Genomic DNA, 21683 nt, shown 5'->3' with positions numbered 1-21683 from the left:
CCGGATAGCCTGGGCCCGTGGGCAAGCTGGTGGTCATCGAGGGGCTCGACGGTGCGGGCAAGCGCACCCTGACCGACGGCCTCACCAAGGCGCTGCACGACCAGGGCCGCACGGTCACCACGCTCGCCTTCCCCCGCTACGGCCGCAGCGTGCACGCCGACCTCATCCACGAGGGCCTGCACCGCCGCCACGGCGACCTCACCGACTCCGTCTACGGCATGGGCCTGCTCTACGCCCTCGACCGCCGTGAGGCCGCTCCCGAGATCCGCGTCGGCCTCGACACCCACGACGTCGTGCTGCTCGACCGGTACGTCGCCTCCAACGCCGCCTACGGCGCGGCCCGCCTGCGGCAGCACGCCGACGGCGAGTTCGTCCGCTGGGTCCGCGAGATCGAGATCGACCGCTTCGGCCTGCCGCTGCCGGACGCGCAGATCCTGCTGCGCGTCCCGCCCGCCGTCGCCGCCGAGCGGGCCGAGCAGCGGGCCTCGACCGATGCCGGCCGGGCCAAGGACGCGTTCGAGTCCGACGACGACCTCCAGTCCCGCTGCGCGGCCGTCTACGACGAGCTCGCCGGCGCGTCCTGGTTGTCCGGATGGCACGTCGTCGACGGCGCGGCGGGGGTCGACCACGCCGCCCTCGTCACCCGGCTGGTCCATCCGGGCTAACCGGTGTGCTCAGTTCGTGACGTGTTCGCAGGGTCGGACGTCACGAACGGTCTCCGTAGTGCGAATATGTGGTCATGAAGGCACGTGTGTTGGTCGTCGACGACGACCCCGCTCTCGCGGAGATGCTCACCATCGTGCTGCGCGGCGAGGGGTTCGACACCGCGGTGGTGGCGGACGGCTCCCGGGCGCTGCCCGCCCTGCGGGAGCTGAAGCCCGATCTCGTGCTGCTCGACCTGATGCTCCCCGGCATGAACGGCATCGACGTCTGCAAGGCGATCCGGGCCGAGTCGGGCGTGCCGATCGTCATGCTCACCGCGAAGAGCGACACGGTCGACATCGTGCTGGGCCTGGAGTCCGGCGCCGACGACTACGTGGTCAAGCCGTTCAAGCCGAAGGAGCTGGTCGCGCGTGTGCGCGCCCGCCTGCGGCGCACCGAGGCCGAGCCTGCCGAGACGCTCACGATCGGTGACCTGACCATCGACGTGCCCGGTCACGAGGTGACCCGGGAGGGCAAGGCCATCCCGCTCACCCCGCTGGAGTTCGACCTGCTGGTCGCGCTGGCCCGCAAGCCCCGCCAGGTGTTCACCCGCGAGGTCCTGCTCGAGCAGGTCTGGGGCTACCGGCACGCGGCCGACACCCGCCTGGTCAACGTGCACGTGCAGCGGCTGCGCTCGAAGGTCGAGAAGGACCCCGAGCACCCCGAGGTCGTCCTGACCGTGCGCGGCGTCGGGTACAAGGCGGGCCCGCCGTAACAGACACATGAAGCGAAGAGTCCTGGCCTTCGTCCGCGCGGTGCTGCGACTGGCCCCCCGCGCGGGCGCCTACGCCCGTGGCCGCGCGGTCGCGTTCGGCGTGCTGTGGCGGCGGTCGCTGCAGTTCAAGGTGACCGTGTCGACGCTCGCCCTGTCGTCGGCGGTCGGTCTCGTGCTGGGCATGGTGCTGCAGAACCAGATCACGCAGCGCCTCACCGACACCAAGCGGCAGGCCGCCGTCGCGCAGACCCTGCAGGTCGTGCGCACGGCGGAGAACGAGCTGGTCGGCATCAGCGACCAGGACGCGCTGGCCGACCGGCTGCAGAACGCGCTGAAGAAGATCACCAGCAGCTCGTCGGAGGACCAGGGCACGGCGGCGTCGGCGGCGGGCGCGTTCGAGCCGGTGCTGACCGCGGGCGGGGAGGACTCGACCGACTCGGCCGGCCCGATCACGAAGGTGCCGGACGGCCTGCAGCGGTTCGTCGAGAACAACCAGGTCGCCTGGCAGATCAACACCGACACCGACGCGGACGGCACCCGAACCACGCACCTGATCGTCGGCGCGCCGGTCACCAGCACCGGCCGCCCGATCCAGCTGTACCTGCTGTTCCCGATGACCGCGGAGCAGAACACCGTCCAGACCGTGCAGAACACGCTGCTGGTCGGTGGTCTCGTGCTGCTCGTGCTGCTGGCCGGCATCGCGAACCTGGTCACCCGGCAGGTCGTGCGCCCAGTCCGGCAGGCCGCGGCGGCCGCCGCCCGGTTCGCGGGCGGTGAGCTGGACGAACGCCTGCCGGTCACGGGCGAGGACGACCTGTCGAAGCTCGCCGTGTCCTACAACGAGATGGCCGCGAGCATTCAGCACCAGATCCGGCAGCTGGAGGAGTTCGGCACGCTGCAGCGCCGGTTCACCTCGGATGTGTCGCACGAGCTGCGGACCCCGTTGACGACGGTGCGGATGGCGGCGGACGTGCTGCACGCCTCGCGCGAGCAGTTCCCCGCCGGGCTGGCCCGCTCCACCGAGTTGCTGGTCGACGAGCTGGACCGGTTCGAGGCGCTGCTCGGCGACCTGCTGGAGATCAGCAGGCTGGACGCCGGTGTCGAGGAGCTGGCCGCGGAGTTCATCGACGTGTCTTCGATCGCGCGGCGCGCGGTGGAGCAGGTGCGGGTGATCGCGGGCAACGCGGAGACCGAGATCGAGCTGGAGCTGCCCGAGGAGGAGACGCTCGCCGAGATCGACGCCCGCCGCGTCGAGCGGATCCTGCGCAATCTGCTGGCCAACGCGGTCGACCACAGCGAGGGCAACCCGGTGCGGCTCACGCTGGCGGCGAACGAGCACGCGGTCGCGATCACGGTGCGGGACCACGGTGTCGGCCTGCGGCCCGGGGAGGCCGACCTGGTGTTCAACCGGTTCTGGCGCGCGGACCCGTCCCGCAACCGCCGCACCGGCGGCACCGGCCTGGGGCTGGCGATCAGCCACGAGGACGCCCGCCTGCACGGCGGCCAGCTGGAGGCGTGGGGTGCGCCTGGGCAGGGCGCGTGCTTCCGGCTGACGCTGCCGCGCAAGCAGGACGAGCCCTTCGAGGAGAGCCCGCTACCCCTGGTCCCGGACGACGCCCCGGCGACCAACGGGCACCTGCAGATCGGCCTGCCGACCGAGTACACGATCACGATCGGCGAGATGCGCAAGGAGGACGCATGAGTGAGCCGCACGCGACGCCGCTCAAGCGCCCCAGCCCGCGATGCCAGGTGGTGCACGGCGTTGGCCCCGCGAGTGCTGCTGGTCCGCTGCGTTCCGGCCGGCCGCGTGGCGGTGGCTCCGTGAGTGCTGCGGTTCGGCTGTGTGCCGGCCAGGGGCGTGGCGTTGGCTCCGTGAGCGCTGCTGTTCGGCTGCGTTCCGATCGGGCGCGTGGCGTCGGTGCCGTGAGCGCTGCTGTTCGGCTGCGGGCCGGCCGGGCGCGCGGCGGCCGCTCTTTGGGCGCGGCCCTGCCCGGTGTGGGGCGGTCTTTGGGCGTGGCCCTGCCCGGGGCGCGTCGCTCCCTGAGCGCAGCTCTGTCCGGGCAGGGGCGCTCCTTGAGCGCATCCGTTCCCGGGGTGTGTCCCTCCTTCGGTGGAGCTGTTCTCGGTGCCGGTCGCTCGTTGAGCGCGGTTCTGCCCGAATCGCGGCTCCCGCTGGCGGGATGGGCGCGGCTGTCCGTACGGGAGGGCGTGTGAGGGTCCTGTCGCGGCTGTTCGCCTTGTTCGCCTGCCTCGTGCTCGCCGCGGGGTGTGCGAACGTGCCCGAGGAATCGCAGCCCGTCGCCGTGCCGCAGCAGGAGCTGGGGCAGCCGGTCAACCCGGACGTGCCGCAGCCGGCGAAGGACCTGGACGCGCTGACCGTCGTCCGCGACTTCGTCCGCGCGAGCGCCCAGCCGATCAGCAACAACGCCGCCGCGCGCATGTACCTCGACGAGGGCGCGGCCAAGGCGTGGGCGCCCGGCAAGGTCATCACGATCATCGACGACGTGTTCGCGACCGTCCCGGCCACCGGCGCGGACACGACGGCGAACCCGAACGAGGTCAACGTCGTGCTGCGCGGCACCGGCCTCGGCACGCTGCGTGAGGACGGCGCGTTCATCTCGCTGCGCACGCCGGTCGAGCTGAAGCTGCTGGTGCGGCGCCAGTCCGACGGGCAGTGGCGGATCACGAACCCGCCGCCGAACCTCGTGATGCCCTACAGCGACTTCACCGCGAACTACGTGCGGGTGCAGGCGTTCTTCTTCGCGCAGGACTCCAACACCGTGGTGCCCGACCTGCGGTACGTGGCGGGCAAACCGCAGACCGGCCTCGCCGGGCGCGTGGTCGGGCTGCTGCTGGCCGGGCCGTCGACGAGCCTGGTCGGCGCGGTGCGGAACCTCCTTCCCGAGGATGCGAACACCGAGGGCAACGTGACCACCGCGCCGGACGGTGCGCTCGTCGTCCCGCTGACCGGCGTGGCCGATCAGACCGCGGACGTGCGGCGGCTGATCGCCGCGCAGATCGTGCTGTCGCTGCAGTCGGTGACCACGAACCGAGTGCGGCTGTTGTCCGACGGCGCCCCGCTGGTGGACGGGCACGAGGACTGGGTGCCGAGCGATCTGCCGTCCTACACGGCGCTGGCTTCGCCGAGCGCGGACCAGCCCGGGCTGGTGACCGTGAACGGGCGGGTGCGCTCGCTCGGTGACGGTTCGCTGATCTCCGGCCCGGCCGGCCAGGGCAGCGGCTACCAGGTGGCGAGCGCGGCCCAGTCGATCGACGGGCGTCAGCTGGCGATCGTCGAGTACGCCGACGGACGGCAGCGGCTGCGGGTCGGTCAGTTCGGCAAGGACGCGGCCGCCGTCGACCTCGCGGGCGCGACGATGACCCGGCCGACCTGGCGGCCCACGGCCACCGCGGACGGTTCCGGTGAGGTGTGGACCGTGGTGGACGGGCAGACGGTGGTCCGCGCGCTGCGGACGCCGGACGGCAGCTGGGTGCCGCAGGTGGTGAACGCCGATGAGATCCTCCAGGTCGGTCCGATCAGTGTGCTGCGGTTGTCCCGCGACGGCGCGCGGGCCGCGGTGGTCGCGGGCGGGCAGTTGCTCGTGGCGTCGGTGGTGCGCACCCAGGACTCGGTGACGCTGCGGGCGCCGCGGATCCTGCAGGGCGGCACCCTGGGCGGGGTCGTGGACGTCGACTGGCTCAGCCAGGACGCGCTGGTCGCCGCCACGACCATGCCGTCGCAGCCGGTGGTCAAGATCCCGATCGACGGGCTCCGGCTGGACCCGTTCAACATCTCGAACCTGACGCTGCCGGTCCACGCCATCACCGCCGCACCCGGCCGGTCGATCGTCGTCGCGGACGACGGCGGCCTGTGGACGGCCTCCGACGTCGGCGAAGTGTGGCGCCCGCACCCGCACAGCTTCGGCGGCAATGCGTCGCCGTTCTACCCGGGCTGACCTCCGGGCGCGACAGCGACCTCCGGCGGTGGGGGGTGCCGGGGCGTCCGGTGGTGGTGAGGGTGGCCGGGCGGCGAGGGCTGGCCGTTTACTCCGGGGGTCTGTGGGCGTGCGGCAGCGAGCCGCGGTGGCGGAAGGGCCCGGGGCACCCGGCGGCCGTGAGGACGACCGGGTGGCGGCGCCTCGCCGTTGTACCTCGGCGGTTCTGCAGGCGCGAGGTAGCGAGCCGCGGCGGCGGATGGTTCCGGGTCACCCGGCGGCCGTGAGGACGACTGGGCGGCGGCGCCTCGCCGTTGTACCCCGGGGGACCTGCGGGCGCGCGGTAGCGAGCTCCGGCGGCGGAGGGCCGCGGGGCACCCGGTAGCTGTCAGGGCGACCGGGTGGTGACGGCTCGCCGTCCTACTCCGGCGGATCCTTGGGTGTGCGACAGCGAGCCCCGGGGGCGCCGGGTCAGCCGGCGGCGGTCAGCACCAGTGCTGTGCTCACCTCCCAGCCTCCGGCGGCGAGTGTGCGAGTGCAGGCGGCGATCGTCGCGCCCGTGGTGGTCACGTCGTCCAGCAGGACGACCGGCACGCCGGGCGGTGGGTGGCCCCGCGGGTCGAGCCGGAGGCGGCCGGCGAGGTTCTCCGCGCGCTGGTCGCGGTCGAGCCCCACCGCGTCGCGGGCCCGGGACGACAACCACAGCGCCGGGGCGACGGCGGCCGCGTGCCCGGCACGGGCCAGGTGCACGGCGCACCGCCGGGCCAGGCGGAGCAGGTGCGCGCCACCCCGCCGCCGCGATGCCGACCGGCGCGACGGGGCTGGGACCAGCCACCACGTCCCGTCCGGCGCCGCCCTGGCCTCGGGGAGGTGGGGCACCGCCGCGGCCAGCGCCCGCCCCAGCGGATCGGCCAGGTCCCGGCGGCCGCGTTCCTTGTAGGCCAGCACGAGACGCCGTGCGGTGCCCTCGTAGGCCGCCAGCGCGTAGACCGGCACCCCGGCCGAGCCGCGCGGAGCCGGGTGCGGGCGCGCGAGTTCGAGCAGGCAGGCCGCGCAGCAGGCGGCGCCGGCGACCCCGCATGCGGCGCACAGGGCGGGTAGGAGCAGATCCAATGCGATGTTCATGCGGAGAGTGTGCGGACGGGCACCGACAGTTTCGGACGCCGCAGCCCCGGACGGCCGGTGATTAGATCAAATGGACCAACCGGAGCCCGTCGACGAGGCGGCTTCCGGCAGCGCGCAGACCCGGCGCTCCGTCCAACCGCAACTGATCGGCGTTCAAGTTTCTTCTTTGTGTGGCAAGGAATCCTGCCTCTGTCACCCACTCGGGCGCACCTCGCCGGGAACGCGAGGCGGTCCCCGGCCGTTGTCGGGACATGAGGCCCTGGAACGGCGGAGCGGCTCACCCGCAAGCGTCCAGGGGAGTGCTGCGGCCGGAGCGTGGTTCCGTCACCCACGGGGCTGGACGCCGGAAAACGGCGCAATGTCAAGGTGAAAACCGGTCTCGCGTCCTGCTCCGAACGGAGCAGCAGGTCAGCGCGCCCGGACGGGTTCGGACGCGCACCGTCACCGGTTCCCGATCCGTGACATCCCCCGGCTCGGGGGGTTTTGTGATCCGCGTTACCGCGCTAGCGTGCTGCGCTATAGCAAGTCCCGCCGGCAGGGAGGTGAACAGCCGATGACCCTGGCGCCGACGGAAGATTGACCCCCGGTTCTGCCATCAGACCGGTCGGGCGGGAGCGGCGTCGGCGCCGATCCATCAGGAGAGCTCTCGAACTCATTCCGCAATGAGGGAGGTCGTGTATGGAAATCGTCGTCAAAGGCCGTAACGTCGAGGTGCCGGATCACTACCGCACACACGTCGGTGACAAGCTCGAGCGCCTGGAGCGCTACGACAAGAAGGTCTTCCGCTACGAGGTCGAGCTCTTCCACGAGCCCAACCGCAGGCAGCTGAAGAACTGCCAGCGGGTGGAGATCACCGGCCGGGGCAAGGGCCCGGTCGTCCGGGCCGAGGCCACCGCGGGGGACTTCTACGCCGCCCTCGACACCGCTCTCAACAAGCTCGAGAACCGCCTTCGCAAGATGCACGACCGCCGGCGCGTCCACTACGGGCGCCGCTGTCCGGAATCCGTCGCCGAAGCGACGTCGAGCGCCGTCGCCGCGGGAGCGACGCCGGCCACCGGCCGCGCGTCGACCGCAGTGCTCGAGGCGCCGGCGCCCGTGGCCGAAGAGGTCGGCACGGCACTCCCGGAGGACATCGAGCTGCCCACCCAGCAGCGATGGGACGACGAAGCCGCCGAACACCTCCCCGGCCGGATCGTCCGGGAGAAGCACCACTCCGCCAAACCCATGACCATCGACCAGGCCCTCTCCGAGATGGAGCTGGTCGGACACGACTTCTACCTCTTCAACGACGTCGAGGCCGGCGTCCCCAGCGTCGTCTACCGGCGCAAGGGCTTCGCCTACGGCGTGATCCGCCTCGACCACTAGCGGCGTCTGCGAACGGCCCGCGCGCGAGGAGCGCGCGGGCCGTTTCGCGCATGTTCGCACGTTGCGTGCGCCGACGCGCGCTCCTTCCCTACGATGGAGGGTGCGCACGACCCGCACCACGGGTCGGAGAGGTGTCGGACACGGCGCGGTCCAGGGACTGAGCCTGGGTGCGTCCCAACAGCTAGTGAGGTCGACCGGATGGTTCTCAACCGCCTGCTGCGTGCGGGCGAGGGCAAGATGATCAAGCGGCTGCGCAACATCGCCGAACACATCAACACCCTCGAAGACGAGGTGAAGGACCTCACCGACGACGAGCTGCGCGGCAAGACCGCCGAGTTCCGCGAGCGGCACGACGGCGGGGACGGCGAGTCGCTGGACGACCTGCTGCCCGAGGCGTTCGCGGTGGCCCGCGAGGCCGCCCTGCGGGTGCTCGGCCAGCGCCCCTACGACGTCCAGCTGATGGGTGGCGCGGCGCTGCACCTCGGCCAGGTCGCCGAGATGAAGACCGGTGAGGGCAAGACCCTGACCTCGGTCCTGCCGGTGTACCTGAACGCGATCTCCGGCAAGGGCGTCCACGTCGTCACCACCAACGACTACCTCGCCAAGCGCGACTCGGAGTGGATGGGCCGCGTGCACCGCTTCCTCGGTCTCGAGGTCGGCGCGATCCTGTCCGAGATGACGCCGACGGAGCGCCGCAAGGCCTACCACGCCGACATCACCTACGGCACGAACAACGAGTTCGGCTTCGACTACCTGCGCGACAACATGGCGTGGAGCCTGGACGACTGCGTCCAGCGCGGCCACAACTTCGCCATCGTCGACGAGGTCGACTCGATCCTGATCGACGAGGCCAGGACGCCGCTGATCATCTCCGGCCCGGCCGAGCAGTCGGCCCGCTGGTACGTCGAGTTCGCCCGCATGGCGCCGCTGATGAAGCGCGACACCCACTACGAGGTCGACGAGCGCAAGCGGACCGTCGGTGTCACCGAAAAGGGTGTCGCCTTCATCGAGGACCAGCTCGGCATCGACAACCTGTACGAGTCGGCGAACACGCCGCTGGTCGGCTACCTGAACAACGCGCTCAAGGCCAAGGAGCTGTACAAGCGCGACAAGGACTACATCGTCCGCAACGGCGAGGTCCTGATCGTCGACGAGTTCACCGGCCGCATCCTGGCCGGCCGCCGCTACAACGAGGGCATGCACCAGGCGATCGAGGCCAAGGAAGGCGTCGAGATCAAGGCGGAGAACCAGACGCTCGCCACGATCACGCTGCAGAACTACTTCCGCCTCTACGACCGCCTCGCCGGCATGACCGGTACCGCCGAGACCGAGGCCGCGGAGTTCCACCAGACCTACAAGCTGGGTGTGGTGCCGATCCCGACCAACCGGCCGATGGTCCGGAAGGACCAGCCGGACCTGATCTACAAGACCGAGGAGGCGAAGTTCGAGGCGGTCGCCGAGGACATCGCCGAGCGGCACGCCAAGGGCCAGCCCGTGCTGGTCGGCACCACCAGCGTCGAGAAGTCCGAGTACCTGTCGAAGCTGCTGGTCAAGCTGAACGTGCCGCACGAGGTGCTGAACGCGAAGTACCACGACCGGGAAGCGCTGATCATCGCGCGTGCCGGCCGCAAGGGCGCCGTCACGGTCGCGACCAACATGGCCGGCCGCGGTACGGACATCGTGCTGGGCGGCAACCCGGACATCATCGCCGACGAGCGGCTGCGCGAGCGCGGCCTGGACCCGGTCGAGAACTCCGCCGAGTACGAGGCCCTGTGGCCGAAGGTGCTCGAAGAGGTCAAGGCCGAGGTCAAGGCGGAGGCCGAGGAGGTCCGCGAGGCCGGCGGCCTGTACGTGCTGGGCACCGAGCGGCACGAGTCCCGCCGCATCGACAACCAGCTGCGCGGCCGCTCCGGCCGTCAGGGCGACCCCGGCGAGTCGCGGTTCTACCTGTCGCTCGGTGACGAGCTGATGCGCCGGTTCAACGCGGTGATGGTCGAGCGGGTCATGACGACCATGCGGCTGCCCGACGACATGCCGATCGAGCACAAGATGGTCTCGCGGGCCATCAAGAGCGCTCAGACGCAGGTCGAGCAGCAGAACATGGAGATCCGCAAGAACGTCCTCAAGTACGACGAGGTCATGAACCAGCAGCGCAAGGTGATCTACGCCGAGCGCCGCCGCGTCCTCGAGGGCGAGGACCTCTCCGAGCAGATGCAGCACATGCTGGTCGACGTGCTCACCGCGTACGTCGATGGCGCCACGGCCGAGGGCTACGCCGAGGACTGGGACCACGAGAAGCTGTGGACCGCGCTCAAGCAGCTCTACCCGGTGTCGCTGAACTGGGAAGACCTGATGGAGGAGCACGAGGACCTCAGCGCCGAGGTGCTCCGGGACGCGCTGGTCGAGGACGCGAAGGCCGCCTACGCCCGGCGCGAGGCCGACATCGACGGGCGGGTCGGCGAGGGCGCGATGCGGCAGCTGGAGCGGCAGGTGCTGCTCTCGGTGCTGGACCGCAAGTGGCGTGAGCACCTCTACGAGATGGACTACCTCAAGGAGGGCATCGGCCTGCGGGCCATGGCGCAGCGCGACCCGCTGATCGAGTACCAGCGCGAGGGCTTCGACATGTTCAACGCCATGCTGGACTCGCTGAAGGAGGAGGCCGTCGGCTTCCTGTTCAACCTGCAGGTCGAGGCGGCGCAGCCGCAGGAGGCGGCGGCTCCGGCCGCGGCCGCGCCCGCGGCGGCGGGCGGTGGGCGGCACGCGCAGCCCGTGCCGCAGCAGCAGCCCGAGCCGCCGCGCGCCCCGGTGCCGAGCGCGCTGCGCGGCAAGGGGCTCGGCAACGAGAACCCGCAGCAGGGCCTGACCTTCTCCGGGCCGGCCGAGCAGGGCGGCGTGCAGTCCCGCGGGACGGCCACGGCGTCCTCGGACGGCCAGGGCGCGGCGGGCACGCGGCGGGAGCGTCGCGCGGCTGCCCGCACCCAGGCGAAGAAGACCAAGAAGCGTCGCTGAGCTGGGTTTTCGCGCGGGGGCGGCACCGGTTGGTGCCGCCCCCGCGTGCTTTTGCGGTTTGGTGGGCGGTCGTTGGGCCGGGCGTCGGCGCGCTGCTGGGTTGGCGGGTGGCGGGTGCGTGGCGCCGCTCCCACGCGCTTGGCGGGTGTTGCCGCACGGCTGGTGCCCACTGAGCGAATTCGCAGGTGGGCGAGTGCCGCTGCGCCTCGAAGAGATTGAGGCGCGCGTCGTGCCGTGCCCCTTGGCCACGTGCCCGCTGGGGGCTGGCGCGGCCGTGCTCCGGCTCCTGGCAGGTGCCCAGGAGCCGGAGCGGGTCAGCGGTGTCTCTGCGGCTGCACGACGGTGAAGAAGCCGCACCGCCAGCCGGCTTCGGAGTGTTCGAACCTCGCCATCACGGCGGTCGCCCGGCGGTCGGCGTGTGCGGTTCCGCAGATTTCGATCGTGCCGGGTGTGCTGTGGCTCGCCCGCACCGACTTCACCGTGTAACGCGGGCCCGGCGACGGCGGCGCGCCCCGCAGGTGCTGGTACATCCGCGGCGTGACCACCGCCCGCAACTGGCCCGGCGCGCGCCGTCCGGAGCGGACCTCCAGGATCGCCGTCAGGACGGTCCTCGCGTGGCGCAGTTCGAGCGGTTCGCCTGGACGGCCGCGCCGCCATGTGCGGGCGGCCCCCGCCTGTTCCGGAATCGAATCCGGCGGCGCCGCGCCGCGGTTCGGTTCGTACGGGTACAGCTCGCACAGTCCGGTCATCGGTCCCCCTCGGTCGAGTCATGCCGCTCCCTAGAGCGGCACTTCCGGGAGAACCGGACAGCCTTGGCCCGATGGTGTGAACGGGGCCGGTAGGGTCCGCCTGTGCTGCGAGGACTGGTGCTCGACTACGCCGGTGTGCTGACCGATCCGGACGCCGCCGACCTGCTGGCCGCCGTTGATGCCCTGCGCGAGCGGGGAATCCGGACCGCGCTGCTGTCCAATGCGGACGGTGGCGCCGGCCGCGGGGGTCTCGCCCGCCACTTCGACGCGTTCGTCTTCTCCGGCGAGGTCGGCATCGCCAAACCGGATCCGCGGGTCTTCCGGCTCACCGCCGAACGACTCGGCCTCCCCGTGACCGGCTGTGTCATGGTCGACGACTCGCGGGCCAACGTCGACGGCGCCACCGCGGCCGGCATGGTCGGCGTGCACCACACCTCGGTGGCGGACACGCTCGCCGAACTCAGCGCGTTGTTCCCCGCCTGACCAGTTCGAAGCACAGCACCGCCGCGGCCGCGGACACGTTCAGCGATTCGACCTCGCCCGGCATCGGGATCGACAGCCACCCCGTCACCAGCGAGGCGACCTCGTCGCTCACCCCGGCCGTCTCCCCGCCGAGCACGAACGCCGCCCGCTCCGGCAACGGCGCCTCGAACAGCGAGGATACCCCCTGTGCACCAAGTGCATACAATCCGTATCCAGCCCCTACCAGCATGGACGCGGCCTCGGCAGCCGTCGCGCAGCGGAGGACCGGCGCGCGGAACGCGACCCCCGCCGAGGCCTTCACGACCAGCGGGTCCAGGGCCGCCACACCGCGCCGCGGCACGACGATCCCGCCGAGCCCGGCCGCCGTCGCCGTGCGCAGGATCATCCCCACGTTCGCGGGCGTGGTGATGCCGTCCAGCAGCAGCACCCGGGCCGGCGCGTCGGCCAGCGCGGCGCTCAGCGGCCGCATCCGGGGCGCGACCACGTCCGCCAGCACGCCCTGGTCCTGCTTGCCGTTGCCGGCCAGCACCTTCACCCGGTGCGCGCTCGCCCGCTGCACCGGCACGCCGGCCGCCTTCGCCGCGCGCTGGATCTCCGCCGCGGCCGGACCGCGGGCGGTGTCGGCGAGGATGACCTTGTCCACCCGCAGCTCCGGGTCGTCCAGGGCTTCCAGCACCGGTTTGCGCCCGTAGACGGTCAGGAATCGGTCTTTCGGGGAGACGGTCGTTTCAGCCACGAGCACTAGTAGACCAGTCTGTGTCAGGATCGCGTCATGCCCGACCGCCTTTCCGCACTCGACGCGTCGTTCCTCTACCTGGAGGACGCGACGACGCCGATGCACGTGGGCGGCGTCGCGGTCTTCGAGAGGCCGCGCGACGGGTTCGACTACGAGCAGCTCCTGTGCCTGGTCGGTCAGCGCCTCGCGTTCCTGCCGCGCTACCGGCAGCGCGTGCTGAACGTGCCCGGCCACCTCGCCCGCCCGGTGTGGGTGGACGACGTCGACTTCGACCTGAACTACCACGTCCGCCGCTCGGCGCTGCCCGGCCCGGGCACCGACGACCAGCTGTACGAGCTGGTCGCCCGCCTGATGGCCCGGCCCATGGACCACGAGCGCCCGCTGTGGGAGGCCTACTTCGTCGAAGGCCTCGCGGGCGACCGGGTCGCGCTGGTCACCAAGACCCACCAGTCCGTGGTGGACGGCACCGGCACCGTCGAGCTGGGACAGCTGATCCTGGACACGATGCCGCAGGCCTGCGAGCCGTACGAGGACACCTGGACGCCCCGCCGCCTGCCCAGCCCCGCCCAGCTCGTGCTCGACGCCGTCAGCGAGGCGGTCCGCCGTCCGGGTGAACTCGTGGAGAACGTGCGCGACGTGGTGAGCGACCTGTCCGCCACGGCGGGCAAGGTCACCGACGCGGTCGGCGGGGTCGCCGCCGCGGTCCACCGCGTCCTGCAGCCGGCGCCGTCCGGGCCGCTCAACCGGCACGTCTCCGGCGGCCGCGTGTTCGACGTGGTGCGCACGCGCCTGGAGGACTACCGCAAGATCCGCGCCGAGCACGGCGTCACGGTCAACGACATCGTCCTCGCCGCGATCACCGGCGCGCTGCGTGAGTGGCTGCTCTCCCGCGGTGAGGGCGTCTCGGAGGCGACCACGGTCCGCGCGCTGGTCCCGCTGGCCGTGCTCGAACCGGACACCGTCGAGTTCTCCCCGGCCGGACTGGTCAACAACGAGGTCGAGCCGTACCTGGTGGACCTGCCGGTCGGCGAGCCCAGCCCGGTCCTGCGGCTCCAGCACATCAGCCACACGCTGCGGGCCCACGCCGACTCGGGCCGTTCGGTGGCCGCCCGCGCGATGCTGAAGGTGGGCGGGTTCGCCCCGGCGACGATGCACGCGCTCGCCGCCCGCGCGGCAGGCTCGTTCTCCGGGCGGATCTTCAACCTGCTGGTCATCAATTCGCCGGGGCCGCAGGTGCCGCTGTACGCGGGGCAGGCGAGGATGACCGAGATGTTCCCGGTGATCCCGCTGGCGCGCAACCAGGCGCTGGCCATCGGGGTCACGTCCTACCACGGCGGCGTCTACTTCGGACTCAACGGTGACCGCAAGGCGCTGTCCGATGTGGACGTCCTCGCTGGGATGATCGAGGATTCGCTGGAAGAGCTGAAGGGTGCGAGCTGGTGAGGGTCTACCTTCCGGGCACGATCGGAATGCTGCGCAGGCTGGTGGCGGACGGCAGGCTGCAGCCGCCCGGCGGGACGGGCTTCGCCCTGACCCCGGCGCTGCGCGAGTCCTACCTCAGCGGGGACACCGAGGAGCTGGAGTACGTCGCGCTGCTGGACGCCGCTCGCGCGTCCCTGAGGCTGATCGGCGCCGCCGAGGAGGACGCCAAGGAACTCCCGCGGCGGGTGGTGATCTCGGTCGACGTCGAGAACGCGACGCCACGGCCGGACCTGGACGCGCCGGTGGTGAAGGTGTCCGGGCCGATCAGCTACGAGGACGTCGCGGCCGTGCACGTCGACGCGGAGGAGGCGGAGGAGGCCGTGCGCGCGGCCGCCCGGGTCATCGACGCCGCGGACCTCGGCGACCCGGACGCGGAGTTCGTCCTCGGCGAGGCGGAGGACCACGAACTGGCCTGGTACGCGCCTCAAGAGCTGCCGTTCCTCCTCGACCTGCTCTAGCGTTTACAGCAGCCGTCGAGGAGGTAGGCATGGACGCCATCACGAACGTGCCCGTCCCGGTCAACGAGCCCGTCCGGACCTACGCGCCGGGCAGTCCCGAGCGGGAATCCCTGCAACGCCGGATCGCCGAGCTGGAGGGCGACAAGCACGAGCTGCCGCAGACCATCGGCGGCAGGCGGCGGATGGCGGGCGGGGACACCTTCGACGTCGTCCAGCCGCACGACCACGCGCACGTGCTGGGCACGTCGGCACAGGCCACCCCCGAGGAAGTCGCGGACGCCGTGGCCGCCGCGAAGGACGCCGCGCCCGCCTGGCGGGAGATGGCGTTCGACGAGCGCGCGGCGGTGTTCCTGCGCGCCGCGGACCTGATGGCCGGGCGGCACCGCGACACGCTCAACGCCGCGACGATCCTCGGCCAGTCGAAGTCGGTGCAGCAGGCCGAGATCGACGCCGCCTGCGAACTGATCGACTTCCTGCGGTTCAACGTGCACTACGCGCGCCGGATCCTCGCCGAGCAGCCGAACTCGGTGCCGGGCGCGTGGAACCGCATGGACTACCGGCCGCTGGACGGGTTCGTCGTGGCGATCACCCCGTTCAACTTCACCGCGATCGCCGGGAACCTGCCCAGCGCGCCCGCGCTGATGGGCAACACGGTCGTCTGGAAGCCGACGCCGACCCAGCAGCTGGCCGCGCACTACACGATGCAGGTGTTCGAGGAGGCCGGCCTGCCGCCGGGCGTGATCAACCTGGTGACCGGCGACGGGCACGCGGTCAGCGAGGTCGCGCTCGCCGACCCCGGGTTCGCGGGCCTGCACTTCACCGGTTCGACGGCGACCTTCAAGTTCCTGTGGCGGCGGATCGCGGAGAACCTCGACACCTACGCGAGCTACCCGCGCATCGTCGGCGAGACCGGTGGCAAGGACTTCGTCGTCGCGCACGCCTCGGCGAACCGCGAGAAGCTGGTGGCCGGGCTCGTCCGGGGCGCGTTCGAGTACCAGGGCCAGAAGTGCTCCGCGGCCTCCCGCGCGTACATCCCCCGGTCGCTGTGGGAGAGCGGGCTGCGGGACGACCTGGCGGACCTGACGCGGACCGTGAAGTACGGCGACGTCGCGGACCTGTCGGTGTTCGGCGGGGCGGTGATCGACGCGCGGGCGTTCGCCAAGCACCAGCGGCTGCTCGACAGCGTGGACGCGGACAACGACCTCGACGTCCTGGTCGGCGGCCACTGCGACGACTCGATCGGGTACTTCGTCGAGCCAACCGTGCTGGTGTCCGCCGATCCGGGGCACACCGCGTTCGCCACGGAGTACTTCGGGCCGATCCTCGCGGTGCACGTCTACGACGACGGCTCGTACGGCGAGATCCTCGAACTGGTCGACCGCACCTCGCCGTACGCGCTGACCGGCGCGGTGTTCGCCGACGACCGGGCGGCCGTGCAGCAGGCGCACCAGACGCTGCGGTTCGCGGCGGGCAACTTCTACGTCAACGACAAGCCGACCGGGTCGATCGTGAGCCAGCAGCCCTTCGGCGGTTCCCGCGGCTCCGGCACGAACGACAAGGCCGGGTCGATGTTCAACCTGCTGCGGTGGACGAGCCCCCGGTCGGTGAAGGAGACGTTCGACGCGCCCACCGCCATCGGCTACCCGCACATGGGTTAGCCGGCGGGCAGCTCGGCGACCTGGTCGGCGGGCGGGGCGGCGATGTCGACCGGCTCGCCCCAGCCGGTGTAGCGCATGGTCATCGGGCCCATCGGCGGGTCGCCCTCGGACGCGAGCCCGCTGAAGTCGAACAGCATCTGGGCGGGGAGCTGGTCGGCGTCGAGCCACAACTCCATCGGCGCCGTCCGGCCTGCCATCTCCGCCAGCCCGGAGGTCTTCCCCAGGTCGACGGTGATCCAGTAGTGGCTCACCGGCCGCCCGTCGAGCGTGGTCTGCTCGCTGCGGTCGATGGTGCCGCCCTTGCGGACGTCGTCGAGCACCTGCGCGGGGTCGCTCTGGCCGGACTCGCGCATCATGGCGCCGAGTTCCTTGCCCTTCGCGCTGTCCGCCGGGTAGCGGCCCCACGGCTTGCCCCCGGTGAGCCCGCGGGCCTGTTCCGGGATCGACACATACTGCGCGCCGTCCACGACGCGCGTCTCGGACGTGACGCCGTCGGCCGTGTGCGTGATCTTCATGGCCCACCCGGGCTCGGCGAAATGCATCTCGCCGGTGGCGGTGGCCTCACGGTCGGCCACGGTCATCGCCACGGAGAACCGCACCGTCTGGGCCTTGCCCGTCTGCTCGGTCGCGGCGCGCACCAGCGTCTGCGCGTCGCCGAAGAGGGCTGGTCCGGCGGCGGGCTGCGCGCCGCAGGCGCTGACCAGCAGCGCGAGTGCGAGGACCAAAGCTGACTTCTTCACGCGGGTGTTCCCCCCGGTCGGATCACCTCTGCCGGGTGAACTACCGGATATATGTCGCGAAGGGACACTCGCGTTACGGAAAACGGCGCGGTCCCGGCGAACCGAGACCGCGCCGCAACAACCGGTTCAGCCGCCGATCTTGAGCTCGCCCACCTGGTCGGCGGGCGGGGCGGTGACGTCGACCGGGGCGCCCCAGTCGCTGTACTTCATCGTGATCTTCGCCTGCTGCGCCTCGGCGGGCGCGCCCACGGCCTGCATCACCGGGCCGAGGTCCTGCGTGATCTGCACCGGCAGCTGGTCGCTGTTCAGCCACAGCTCCATCGGGTAGGTCACGTTCATCGACTTCAGCTGCTCCAGCGTCTCCGCGGGCAGACCGGACGAGGCCAGCTCGTCGGACGCCTTCGCCACGTCGATGGTGACCCAGTAGTGGCTGACCTGCTGCCCATCGAGCGTGGTCTGCTCGCTGCGGGTGATCGTGCCTGCCTTCTCGATCTGCTCCAGCGTCTTCGACGGGTCGTTCGACTCGGCCTGCTCGAGGCTCGCGCCCAGCGTCTTCGCGGCCTCGCTGCCCTCCGGGAACGTCGCCCACGGCTTGCCACCGGTCGCGGCCTGCGCCTCCTCGGGCAGCTTGAGGTAGAGGACCTTGTCGACGATGCGCATCTCCTGGCTCTGCCCGCCGACGGACATCGTCATGGCGATCGCGCTGTCGGGGCCGTTGAAGCGGCCCTCGCCGGAGCCGGTCATCTGCTGCCCGGCGATCGAGCCGGAGATGGTGAACTTCGCCGACTGCACCTGACCGGTCTTCGCCGACGCCGCCCGGACGAGCTCCTGCACGTCGCCGAACAGCGCCGGGCCCGCGGTCCCGCCGCTGGAGCCGGACTCCCCGCCACCACACGCGGTGAGCCCGAGCACCAGCGCCAGGATCCCGGACGCGAGAGCGGTTTTCTTCATGTGGAACATTCCCCTTTGGTCGGGGCCACCCGTCTTCGGGCGGCTAACGGGGATATGTCCCAAGAGGACTCCCGCGTTACTTCTGTCAGGCCGCGGTCTTCAGCTCGCCGACCTGATCGGCGGGCGGGGCAGTGACGTCCACCGGCGCGCCCCAGTCGCGGTACTTCATCGTCATCGTGGCGCTCTGCGCGCCGGCCGGCGCGCCCGCCGCCTGCATCACCTGCGTCAGGTCCTGCGTGACCTGCACGGGCAGCTGGTCGGAGTTGAGCCAGATCTCGACCGGGATGACGGCGCCGGAGTTCTTCAGCTTGTCCAGCACCTCCGGCGGCAGTTCACCGGTGTTGAGCGTGCCGGTGGCCTTCGCGACGTCCAGGTTGACCCAGTAGTGGCTCACCGGCTGCCCGTCGAGCGTGGTCTGCTCGCTGCGGGTGATCGTGCCTGCCTGCTGGATCTGATCCAGGATCTGCGTCGGGTCACCCTGGGCGGCCTGGTCCATGCTCGCGCCGATGGCCTTGCCTGCCTCGCTGTCCTCCGGCACCTTCGCCCACGGCTTGCCGCCCTCGACCGCCTGCGCCGCCTGTTCCGGCGGCAGCTTCAGGTAGAGAACTTTGTCCACGACCCGCATCTCCTGGCTCTGCCCGGCGACGGTCATGGTCATGGTCATCGCCGGCGAGGGCCCGGTGAAGCGCCCTTCGCCGCCGGCGTTCAGGGTCTGGCCTGCCACCGAGCCGGTGAGCGTGAACTTCGCAGTCTGCGCCTGGCTGGTCTTGCCGGACGAGGCCAGCACCAGTTCCTGGGCGTTGCCGAACAGCGCGGGCGTCTCGCCGGCCTGGCCGGACTCGGCGGTCGAACCACAGGCGGTGGTGCCGGCGACCAGCGCCAGCGCACCCGCCAGAAGAGCGATTTTGCGCATGACAAGAATCCCTCAGTCGAATGTCCCCCAAGTGGGTTGTCACCGACAGGGATGGGCAAAACCGGCGAAGATCAAACCTCCATGCCCGCCCGCGACGCGAGCAGGCGGCGCAGCGACGGCAGACGGCGCTTGTCCTCGACCTCGTCGAGCATGCAATCCGGGTCCTCCGGCGGCCCCAGGTGCCCGCACCCCGGCGGGCACTCCTCGGCGGCCTCGGCGAACTCGTCGAAGGACGCCACGATGTCGTTGGCGGTCACGTGCGCCAGGCCGAACGACCGCACACCGGGCGTGTCGATCACCCAGCCGCCGTCGGGCAGCGGCAGCGCGACGGCCGCGACGGACGTGTGCCGTCCCTTGCCGACCGCGCTGACCTCACCGGTGGCCAGCTCGGCGTCCGGCACCAGCCGGTTCACCAGTGTCGACTTGCCGACCCCGGAGTGGCCGACGAGCGCGGACACCCGGCCGCGCACGGTGTCGGCCAGCGGCAGCGAGTCCTCGTCGAAGCGGGTCACCACCGCGGGCACGTCCAGCTCGGCGTAGCGGGACAGCAGCTCGTCCGGGCTCGCCAGGTCGGCCTTCGTCAGGCACAGGACCGGCTGCAGGCCACCGGCGTAGCAGGCGACCAGGCAGCGGTCGATGAACCCGGGCCGCGGCGGCGGATCGGCCAGCGCGGTGACGATGAGCAGCTGCTCGGCGTTGGCGACGACCACCCGCTCGAACGGGTCGGTGTCGTCGGCCGTGCGGCGCAGCAGGCTGGTGCGCTCGTCGACCCGGACGATGCGGGCCAGCGTGCCCGGCTCGCCGCTGGTGTCGCCGACCAGACCCACCTGGTCGCCCACGACGACCGGGGTCCGGCCCAGCTCACGGGCGCGCATGGCGGTGACGAGGCGGCCGGGGTCGCTGTCGATCGCGCAGGTCCAACGGCCGCGGTCGACCGCGATCACCATCGCCTGGGTGGCGTCGGAGTGGGTCGGCCGCCGCTTGCTGCGCGGGCGCGAACCCTTTCCCGGGCGCACGCGGACGTCGCTTTCGTCCAGATCGCGCCAGTCCCTGCGTGCCAAGCTCCGAGCCTCCTTCCGAGCACAGATGATCCCCCATCCCGCTCGCCAGTGGTGCGCCACCCGTGTCACGATGGGTTATCCGCAGCCGGTCCGAAGGAGTTGGGCGAGATGTGCGGCCGCTACGCGGCGAAGAAGAACCCGGCCGACCTGGCCCAGGAGTTCGACGCCGTGGACGAGACCGACGGCAAGGCGCGCGAGGCCGACTACAACGTCGCGCCGAGGAAGAACGTGGTCACCGTGGTGCAGCGGCACCCGCGGGACGCCGACGGGCAGGTCCTGGAGGACGAGCCCGCCGTGCGCAGCCTCCGGGTCATGCGCTGGGGACTGGTTCCGTTCTGGGCCAAGGACGTGTCCGTCGGCAACCGGATGATCAACACCCGCGCCGAGACCGCCGCCGAGAAGCCGGCCTTCAAGAAGTCGCTCGCGCAGCGGCGCTGCCTGGTGCCCGCCGACGGCTGGTACGAGTGGCGGCGCACGGGCAAGCAGAAGGAGCCGTTCTACATGACCCGGCCGGACGGCCACTCGCTGTCCTTCGCCGGGATCTGGGACACCTGGCGCGACCCGAAGGATCCGGACGCCCCGCAGCTGATCACTTTTTCGATCATCACGACCGACGCGGCCGGGCGGCTGACCGACGTGCACGACCGGATGCCGCTGGTCATCCACGAGCGGAACTGGGCCGAGTGGCTCGACCCGGACCGCACCGAGGTCGGCGAGCTGCTGGCGCCGCCGATGGACCTGATGGAGACCATCGAGCTGCGGCCGGTGTCCGACCGGGTCGGCAACGTGCGCAACAACGGCCCGGAGCTGATCGAGCGGGTCGAGCCTGCCACCGACCTGGACGCCGCCGACGCCCTGTTCGACCTGCCGAAACCATGACCCGGATCGAGATCCCGACTCCGCACGGCCCGGCCATGGCGGAGCTGCACTGCGCGCCCGACGGCGAGGCGGTGCTGATGCTCGGCCACGGCGCCGGCGGCGGGATCGAGGCGAAGGACCTGGTCGCGGCCACCCGCGCGGGGCAGGCGGCCGGGGTGCACGTCGTGCTGGTCGAGCAGCCGTACCGGGTGGCGGGCCGCAGGGCGCCCGCGCCCGCCAAGCAGCTGGACACGGCGTGGCTCGCGGTGGCCGAGGAGCTGTGCGATCGCTTCGACGACCTGCCGATGGTGTTCGGCGGCCGCTCATCGGGGGCGCGGGTGGCGTGCCGGACGGCGGCGGCCGGGCAGGCGGTGGCCGTGTTGTGCCTGGCGTTCCCGGAGCACCCGCCGGGCAAGCCGGAGAAGAGCAGGCAGGCCGAGTTGGACGCGGTGGAGGTCCCGACGCTGGTGGTGCAGGGCGAGACCGACGCGTTCGGCTGCCCGAAGCCGGGGCCGCACCACGAGGTCGTCGTGGTGCGCGGGACGCACGCGCTGGACGCCGACCTGGAAGCGGTGTACCGCACGGTGCACGAGTGGCTCGCGAAGGTGCTGCGGCCGCTCACGTAGAGGGACGGCGCTGGCTGCCCGGCGCTGCACCCGAGGCACGGTGCCCGCCGCGGCGCCGGTCAGCGCGATGGTGGCTGGGTGCCGCCCGCTGGGTCAGGTGCGGATGGGTGCCATGGT

General features: G+C 71.7%; 19 protein-coding genes. 12 read left to right on the top strand and 7 right to left on the bottom strand.

Annotation, left to right across the window (positions count from 1 at the left end):
- Window positions 1–17: 17 nt before the first annotated feature.
- From L2C96_RS37875 to L2C96_RS37860, 4 genes are all read left to right on the top strand, one after another.
- Entirely contained in the window at window positions 18–665 is a 648-nt protein-coding gene (locus L2C96_RS37875; RefSeq protein ID WP_237339574.1) for a dTMP kinase, read from the top strand.
- Window positions 666–739: 74 nt separating this feature from the next.
- Window positions 740–1417, top strand: coding sequence for an MtrAB system response regulator MtrA (gene mtrA, locus L2C96_RS37870; RefSeq protein ID WP_017984723.1), 678 nt, complete (start codon window positions 740–742; stop codon window positions 1415–1417).
- Between the two features lie 7 nt (window positions 1418–1424).
- Window positions 1425–3119, top strand: a complete 1695-nt coding sequence (gene mtrB, locus L2C96_RS37865; RefSeq protein ID WP_235716327.1) for an MtrAB system histidine kinase MtrB — start codon at window positions 1425–1427, stop codon at window positions 3117–3119.
- 508 nt (window positions 3120–3627) lie between these two features.
- On the top strand, window positions 3628–5373 hold the full coding sequence (locus tag L2C96_RS37860) for an LpqB family beta-propeller domain-containing protein (protein ID WP_020423368.1): 1746 nt from the start codon (window positions 3628–3630) through the stop codon (window positions 5371–5373).
- Between the two features lie 450 nt (window positions 5374–5823).
- Here L2C96_RS37860 and L2C96_RS37855 read toward each other — a convergent pair whose 3' ends face one another.
- Window positions 5824–6477, bottom strand: a complete 654-nt coding sequence (locus L2C96_RS37855; RefSeq protein WP_027936675.1) for a ComF family protein — start codon at window positions 6475–6477, stop codon at window positions 5824–5826.
- A gap of 678 nt (window positions 6478–7155) precedes the next feature.
- Between L2C96_RS37855 and hpf the strand changes: the two genes are divergently transcribed.
- Window positions 7156–7842, top strand: a complete 687-nt coding sequence (gene hpf, locus L2C96_RS37850) for a ribosome hibernation-promoting factor, HPF/YfiA family (protein WP_020423366.1) — start codon at window positions 7156–7158, stop codon at window positions 7840–7842.
- Window positions 7843–8040: 198 nt separating this feature from the next.
- A complete protein-coding gene (gene secA, locus L2C96_RS37845) occupies window positions 8041–10851 on the top strand; it encodes a preprotein translocase subunit SecA (protein WP_237339573.1) in 2811 nt (936 codons plus the stop codon).
- A 314-nt stretch (window positions 10852–11165) separates the two neighbouring features.
- On the opposite strand, the gene L2C96_RS37840 is transcribed toward secA, so the two are convergent.
- On the bottom strand, window positions 11166–11600 hold the full coding sequence (locus tag L2C96_RS37840; protein ID WP_020420510.1) for an Rv3235 family protein: 435 nt from the start codon (window positions 11598–11600) through the stop codon (window positions 11166–11168).
- A 102-nt stretch (window positions 11601–11702) separates the two neighbouring features.
- Between L2C96_RS37840 and L2C96_RS37835 the strand changes: the two genes are divergently transcribed.
- On the top strand, window positions 11703–12083 hold the full coding sequence (locus L2C96_RS37835; protein ID WP_020420509.1) for an HAD-IA family hydrolase: 381 nt from the start codon (window positions 11703–11705) through the stop codon (window positions 12081–12083).
- Here the strand turns inward: L2C96_RS37835 and L2C96_RS37830 are convergent.
- Window positions 12061–12825 (bottom strand): TrmH family RNA methyltransferase, encoded by a 765-nt coding sequence (locus L2C96_RS37830; RefSeq protein ID WP_237339572.1) that lies wholly within the window; start codon window positions 12823–12825, stop codon window positions 12061–12063. The two genes, L2C96_RS37835 and L2C96_RS37830, sit on opposite strands and share 23 nt — an antisense overlap.
- Before the next feature lie 30 nt (window positions 12826–12855).
- On the opposite strand from L2C96_RS37830, the gene L2C96_RS37825 reads away from it, so the two are divergent.
- The 3 genes from L2C96_RS37825 to pruA are packed head-to-tail and all read left to right on the top strand — an operon-like array spanning window position 12856 to window position 16417.
- A complete protein-coding gene (locus L2C96_RS37825; protein ID WP_020420507.1) occupies window positions 12856–14262 on the top strand; it encodes a WS/DGAT/MGAT family O-acyltransferase in 1407 nt (468 codons plus the stop codon).
- Window positions 14259–14759, top strand: coding sequence for a DUF6912 family protein (locus L2C96_RS37820; protein WP_020420506.1), 501 nt, complete (start codon window positions 14259–14261; stop codon window positions 14757–14759). The genes L2C96_RS37825 and L2C96_RS37820 overlap by 4 nt, the downstream gene beginning before the upstream one ends.
- A gap of 29 nt (window positions 14760–14788) precedes the next feature.
- Window positions 14789–16417 carry an L-glutamate gamma-semialdehyde dehydrogenase gene (pruA, locus tag L2C96_RS37815; RefSeq protein ID WP_237339571.1) on the top strand — a complete coding sequence of 543 codons (1629 nt, stop codon included), beginning with the start codon at window positions 14789–14791 and terminating at the stop codon, window positions 16415–16417.
- Here pruA and L2C96_RS37810 read toward each other — a convergent pair.
- The 4 genes from L2C96_RS37810 to rsgA form a co-directional block, all read right to left on the bottom strand.
- Window positions 16414–17157, bottom strand: a complete 744-nt coding sequence (locus L2C96_RS37810) for an SCO4651 family lipoprotein (protein WP_237339570.1) — start codon at window positions 17155–17157, stop codon at window positions 16414–16416. The two genes, pruA and L2C96_RS37810, sit on opposite strands and share 4 nt — an antisense overlap.
- 126 nt (window positions 17158–17283) lie before the next feature.
- A complete protein-coding gene (locus L2C96_RS37805) occupies window positions 17284–18108 on the bottom strand; it encodes an SCO4651 family lipoprotein (protein WP_027936227.1) in 825 nt (274 codons plus the stop codon).
- Window positions 18109–18193: 85 nt separating this feature from the next.
- Window positions 18194–19021: an SCO4651 family lipoprotein gene (locus L2C96_RS37800; protein WP_237339569.1), complete on the bottom strand. Its 828-nt coding sequence runs from the start codon at window positions 19019–19021 to the stop codon at window positions 18194–18196.
- Between the two features lie 71 nt (window positions 19022–19092).
- A complete protein-coding gene (rsgA, locus tag L2C96_RS37795; RefSeq protein WP_020420501.1) occupies window positions 19093–20082 on the bottom strand; it encodes a ribosome small subunit-dependent GTPase A in 990 nt (329 codons plus the stop codon).
- A 108-nt stretch (window positions 20083–20190) separates the two neighbouring features.
- Between rsgA and L2C96_RS37790 the strand changes: the two genes are divergently transcribed.
- Window positions 20191–20961, top strand: coding sequence for an SOS response-associated peptidase (locus L2C96_RS37790; RefSeq protein ID WP_237339568.1), 771 nt, complete (start codon window positions 20191–20193; stop codon window positions 20959–20961).
- On the top strand, window positions 20958–21566 hold the full coding sequence (locus L2C96_RS37785) for an alpha/beta hydrolase family protein (RefSeq protein WP_237339567.1): 609 nt from the start codon (window positions 20958–20960) through the stop codon (window positions 21564–21566). Before L2C96_RS37790 ends, L2C96_RS37785 begins: the two co-directional genes overlap by 4 nt.
- Window positions 21567–21683: the final 117 nt, after the last annotated feature.

The organism is Amycolatopsis tucumanensis (assembly GCF_021654135.1).
GTDB lineage: Bacteria > Actinomycetota > Actinomycetes > Mycobacteriales > Pseudonocardiaceae > Amycolatopsis_E > Amycolatopsis_E tucumanensis.
This window is presented reverse-complemented; position numbering and strand designations above follow the sequence as displayed.

Coding starts and splice junctions, on each gene's coding strand:
- mtrA (WP_017984723.1), top strand. CDS start 740: ATGAAGGCACGTGTGTTGGTCGTCGACGACGACCCCGCTCTCGCGGAG.
- L2C96_RS37825 (WP_020420507.1), top strand. CDS start 12,856: ATGCCCGACCGCCTTTCCGCACTCGACGCGTCGTTCCTCTACCTGGAG.
- L2C96_RS37790 (WP_237339568.1), top strand. CDS start 20,191: ATGTGCGGCCGCTACGCGGCGAAGAAGAACCCGGCCGACCTGGCCCAG.
- L2C96_RS37800 (WP_237339569.1), bottom strand. CDS start 19,021: ATGCGCAAAATCGCTCTTCTGGCGGGTGCGCTGGCGCTGGTCGCCGGC.
- mtrB (WP_235716327.1), top strand. CDS start 1,425: ATGAAGCGAAGAGTCCTGGCCTTCGTCCGCGCGGTGCTGCGACTGGCC.
- L2C96_RS37805 (WP_027936227.1), bottom strand. CDS start 18,108: ATGAAGAAAACCGCTCTCGCGTCCGGGATCCTGGCGCTGGTGCTCGGG.
- pruA (WP_237339571.1), top strand. CDS start 14,789: ATGGACGCCATCACGAACGTGCCCGTCCCGGTCAACGAGCCCGTCCGG.
- hpf (WP_020423366.1), top strand. CDS start 7,156: ATGGAAATCGTCGTCAAAGGCCGTAACGTCGAGGTGCCGGATCACTAC.
- secA (WP_237339573.1), top strand. CDS start 8,041: ATGGTTCTCAACCGCCTGCTGCGTGCGGGCGAGGGCAAGATGATCAAG.
- L2C96_RS37785 (WP_237339567.1), top strand. CDS start 20,958: ATGACCCGGATCGAGATCCCGACTCCGCACGGCCCGGCCATGGCGGAG.
- L2C96_RS37855 (WP_027936675.1), bottom strand. CDS start 6,477: ATGAACATCGCATTGGATCTGCTCCTACCCGCCCTGTGCGCCGCATGC.
- L2C96_RS37840 (WP_020420510.1), bottom strand. CDS start 11,600: ATGACCGGACTGTGCGAGCTGTACCCGTACGAACCGAACCGCGGCGCG.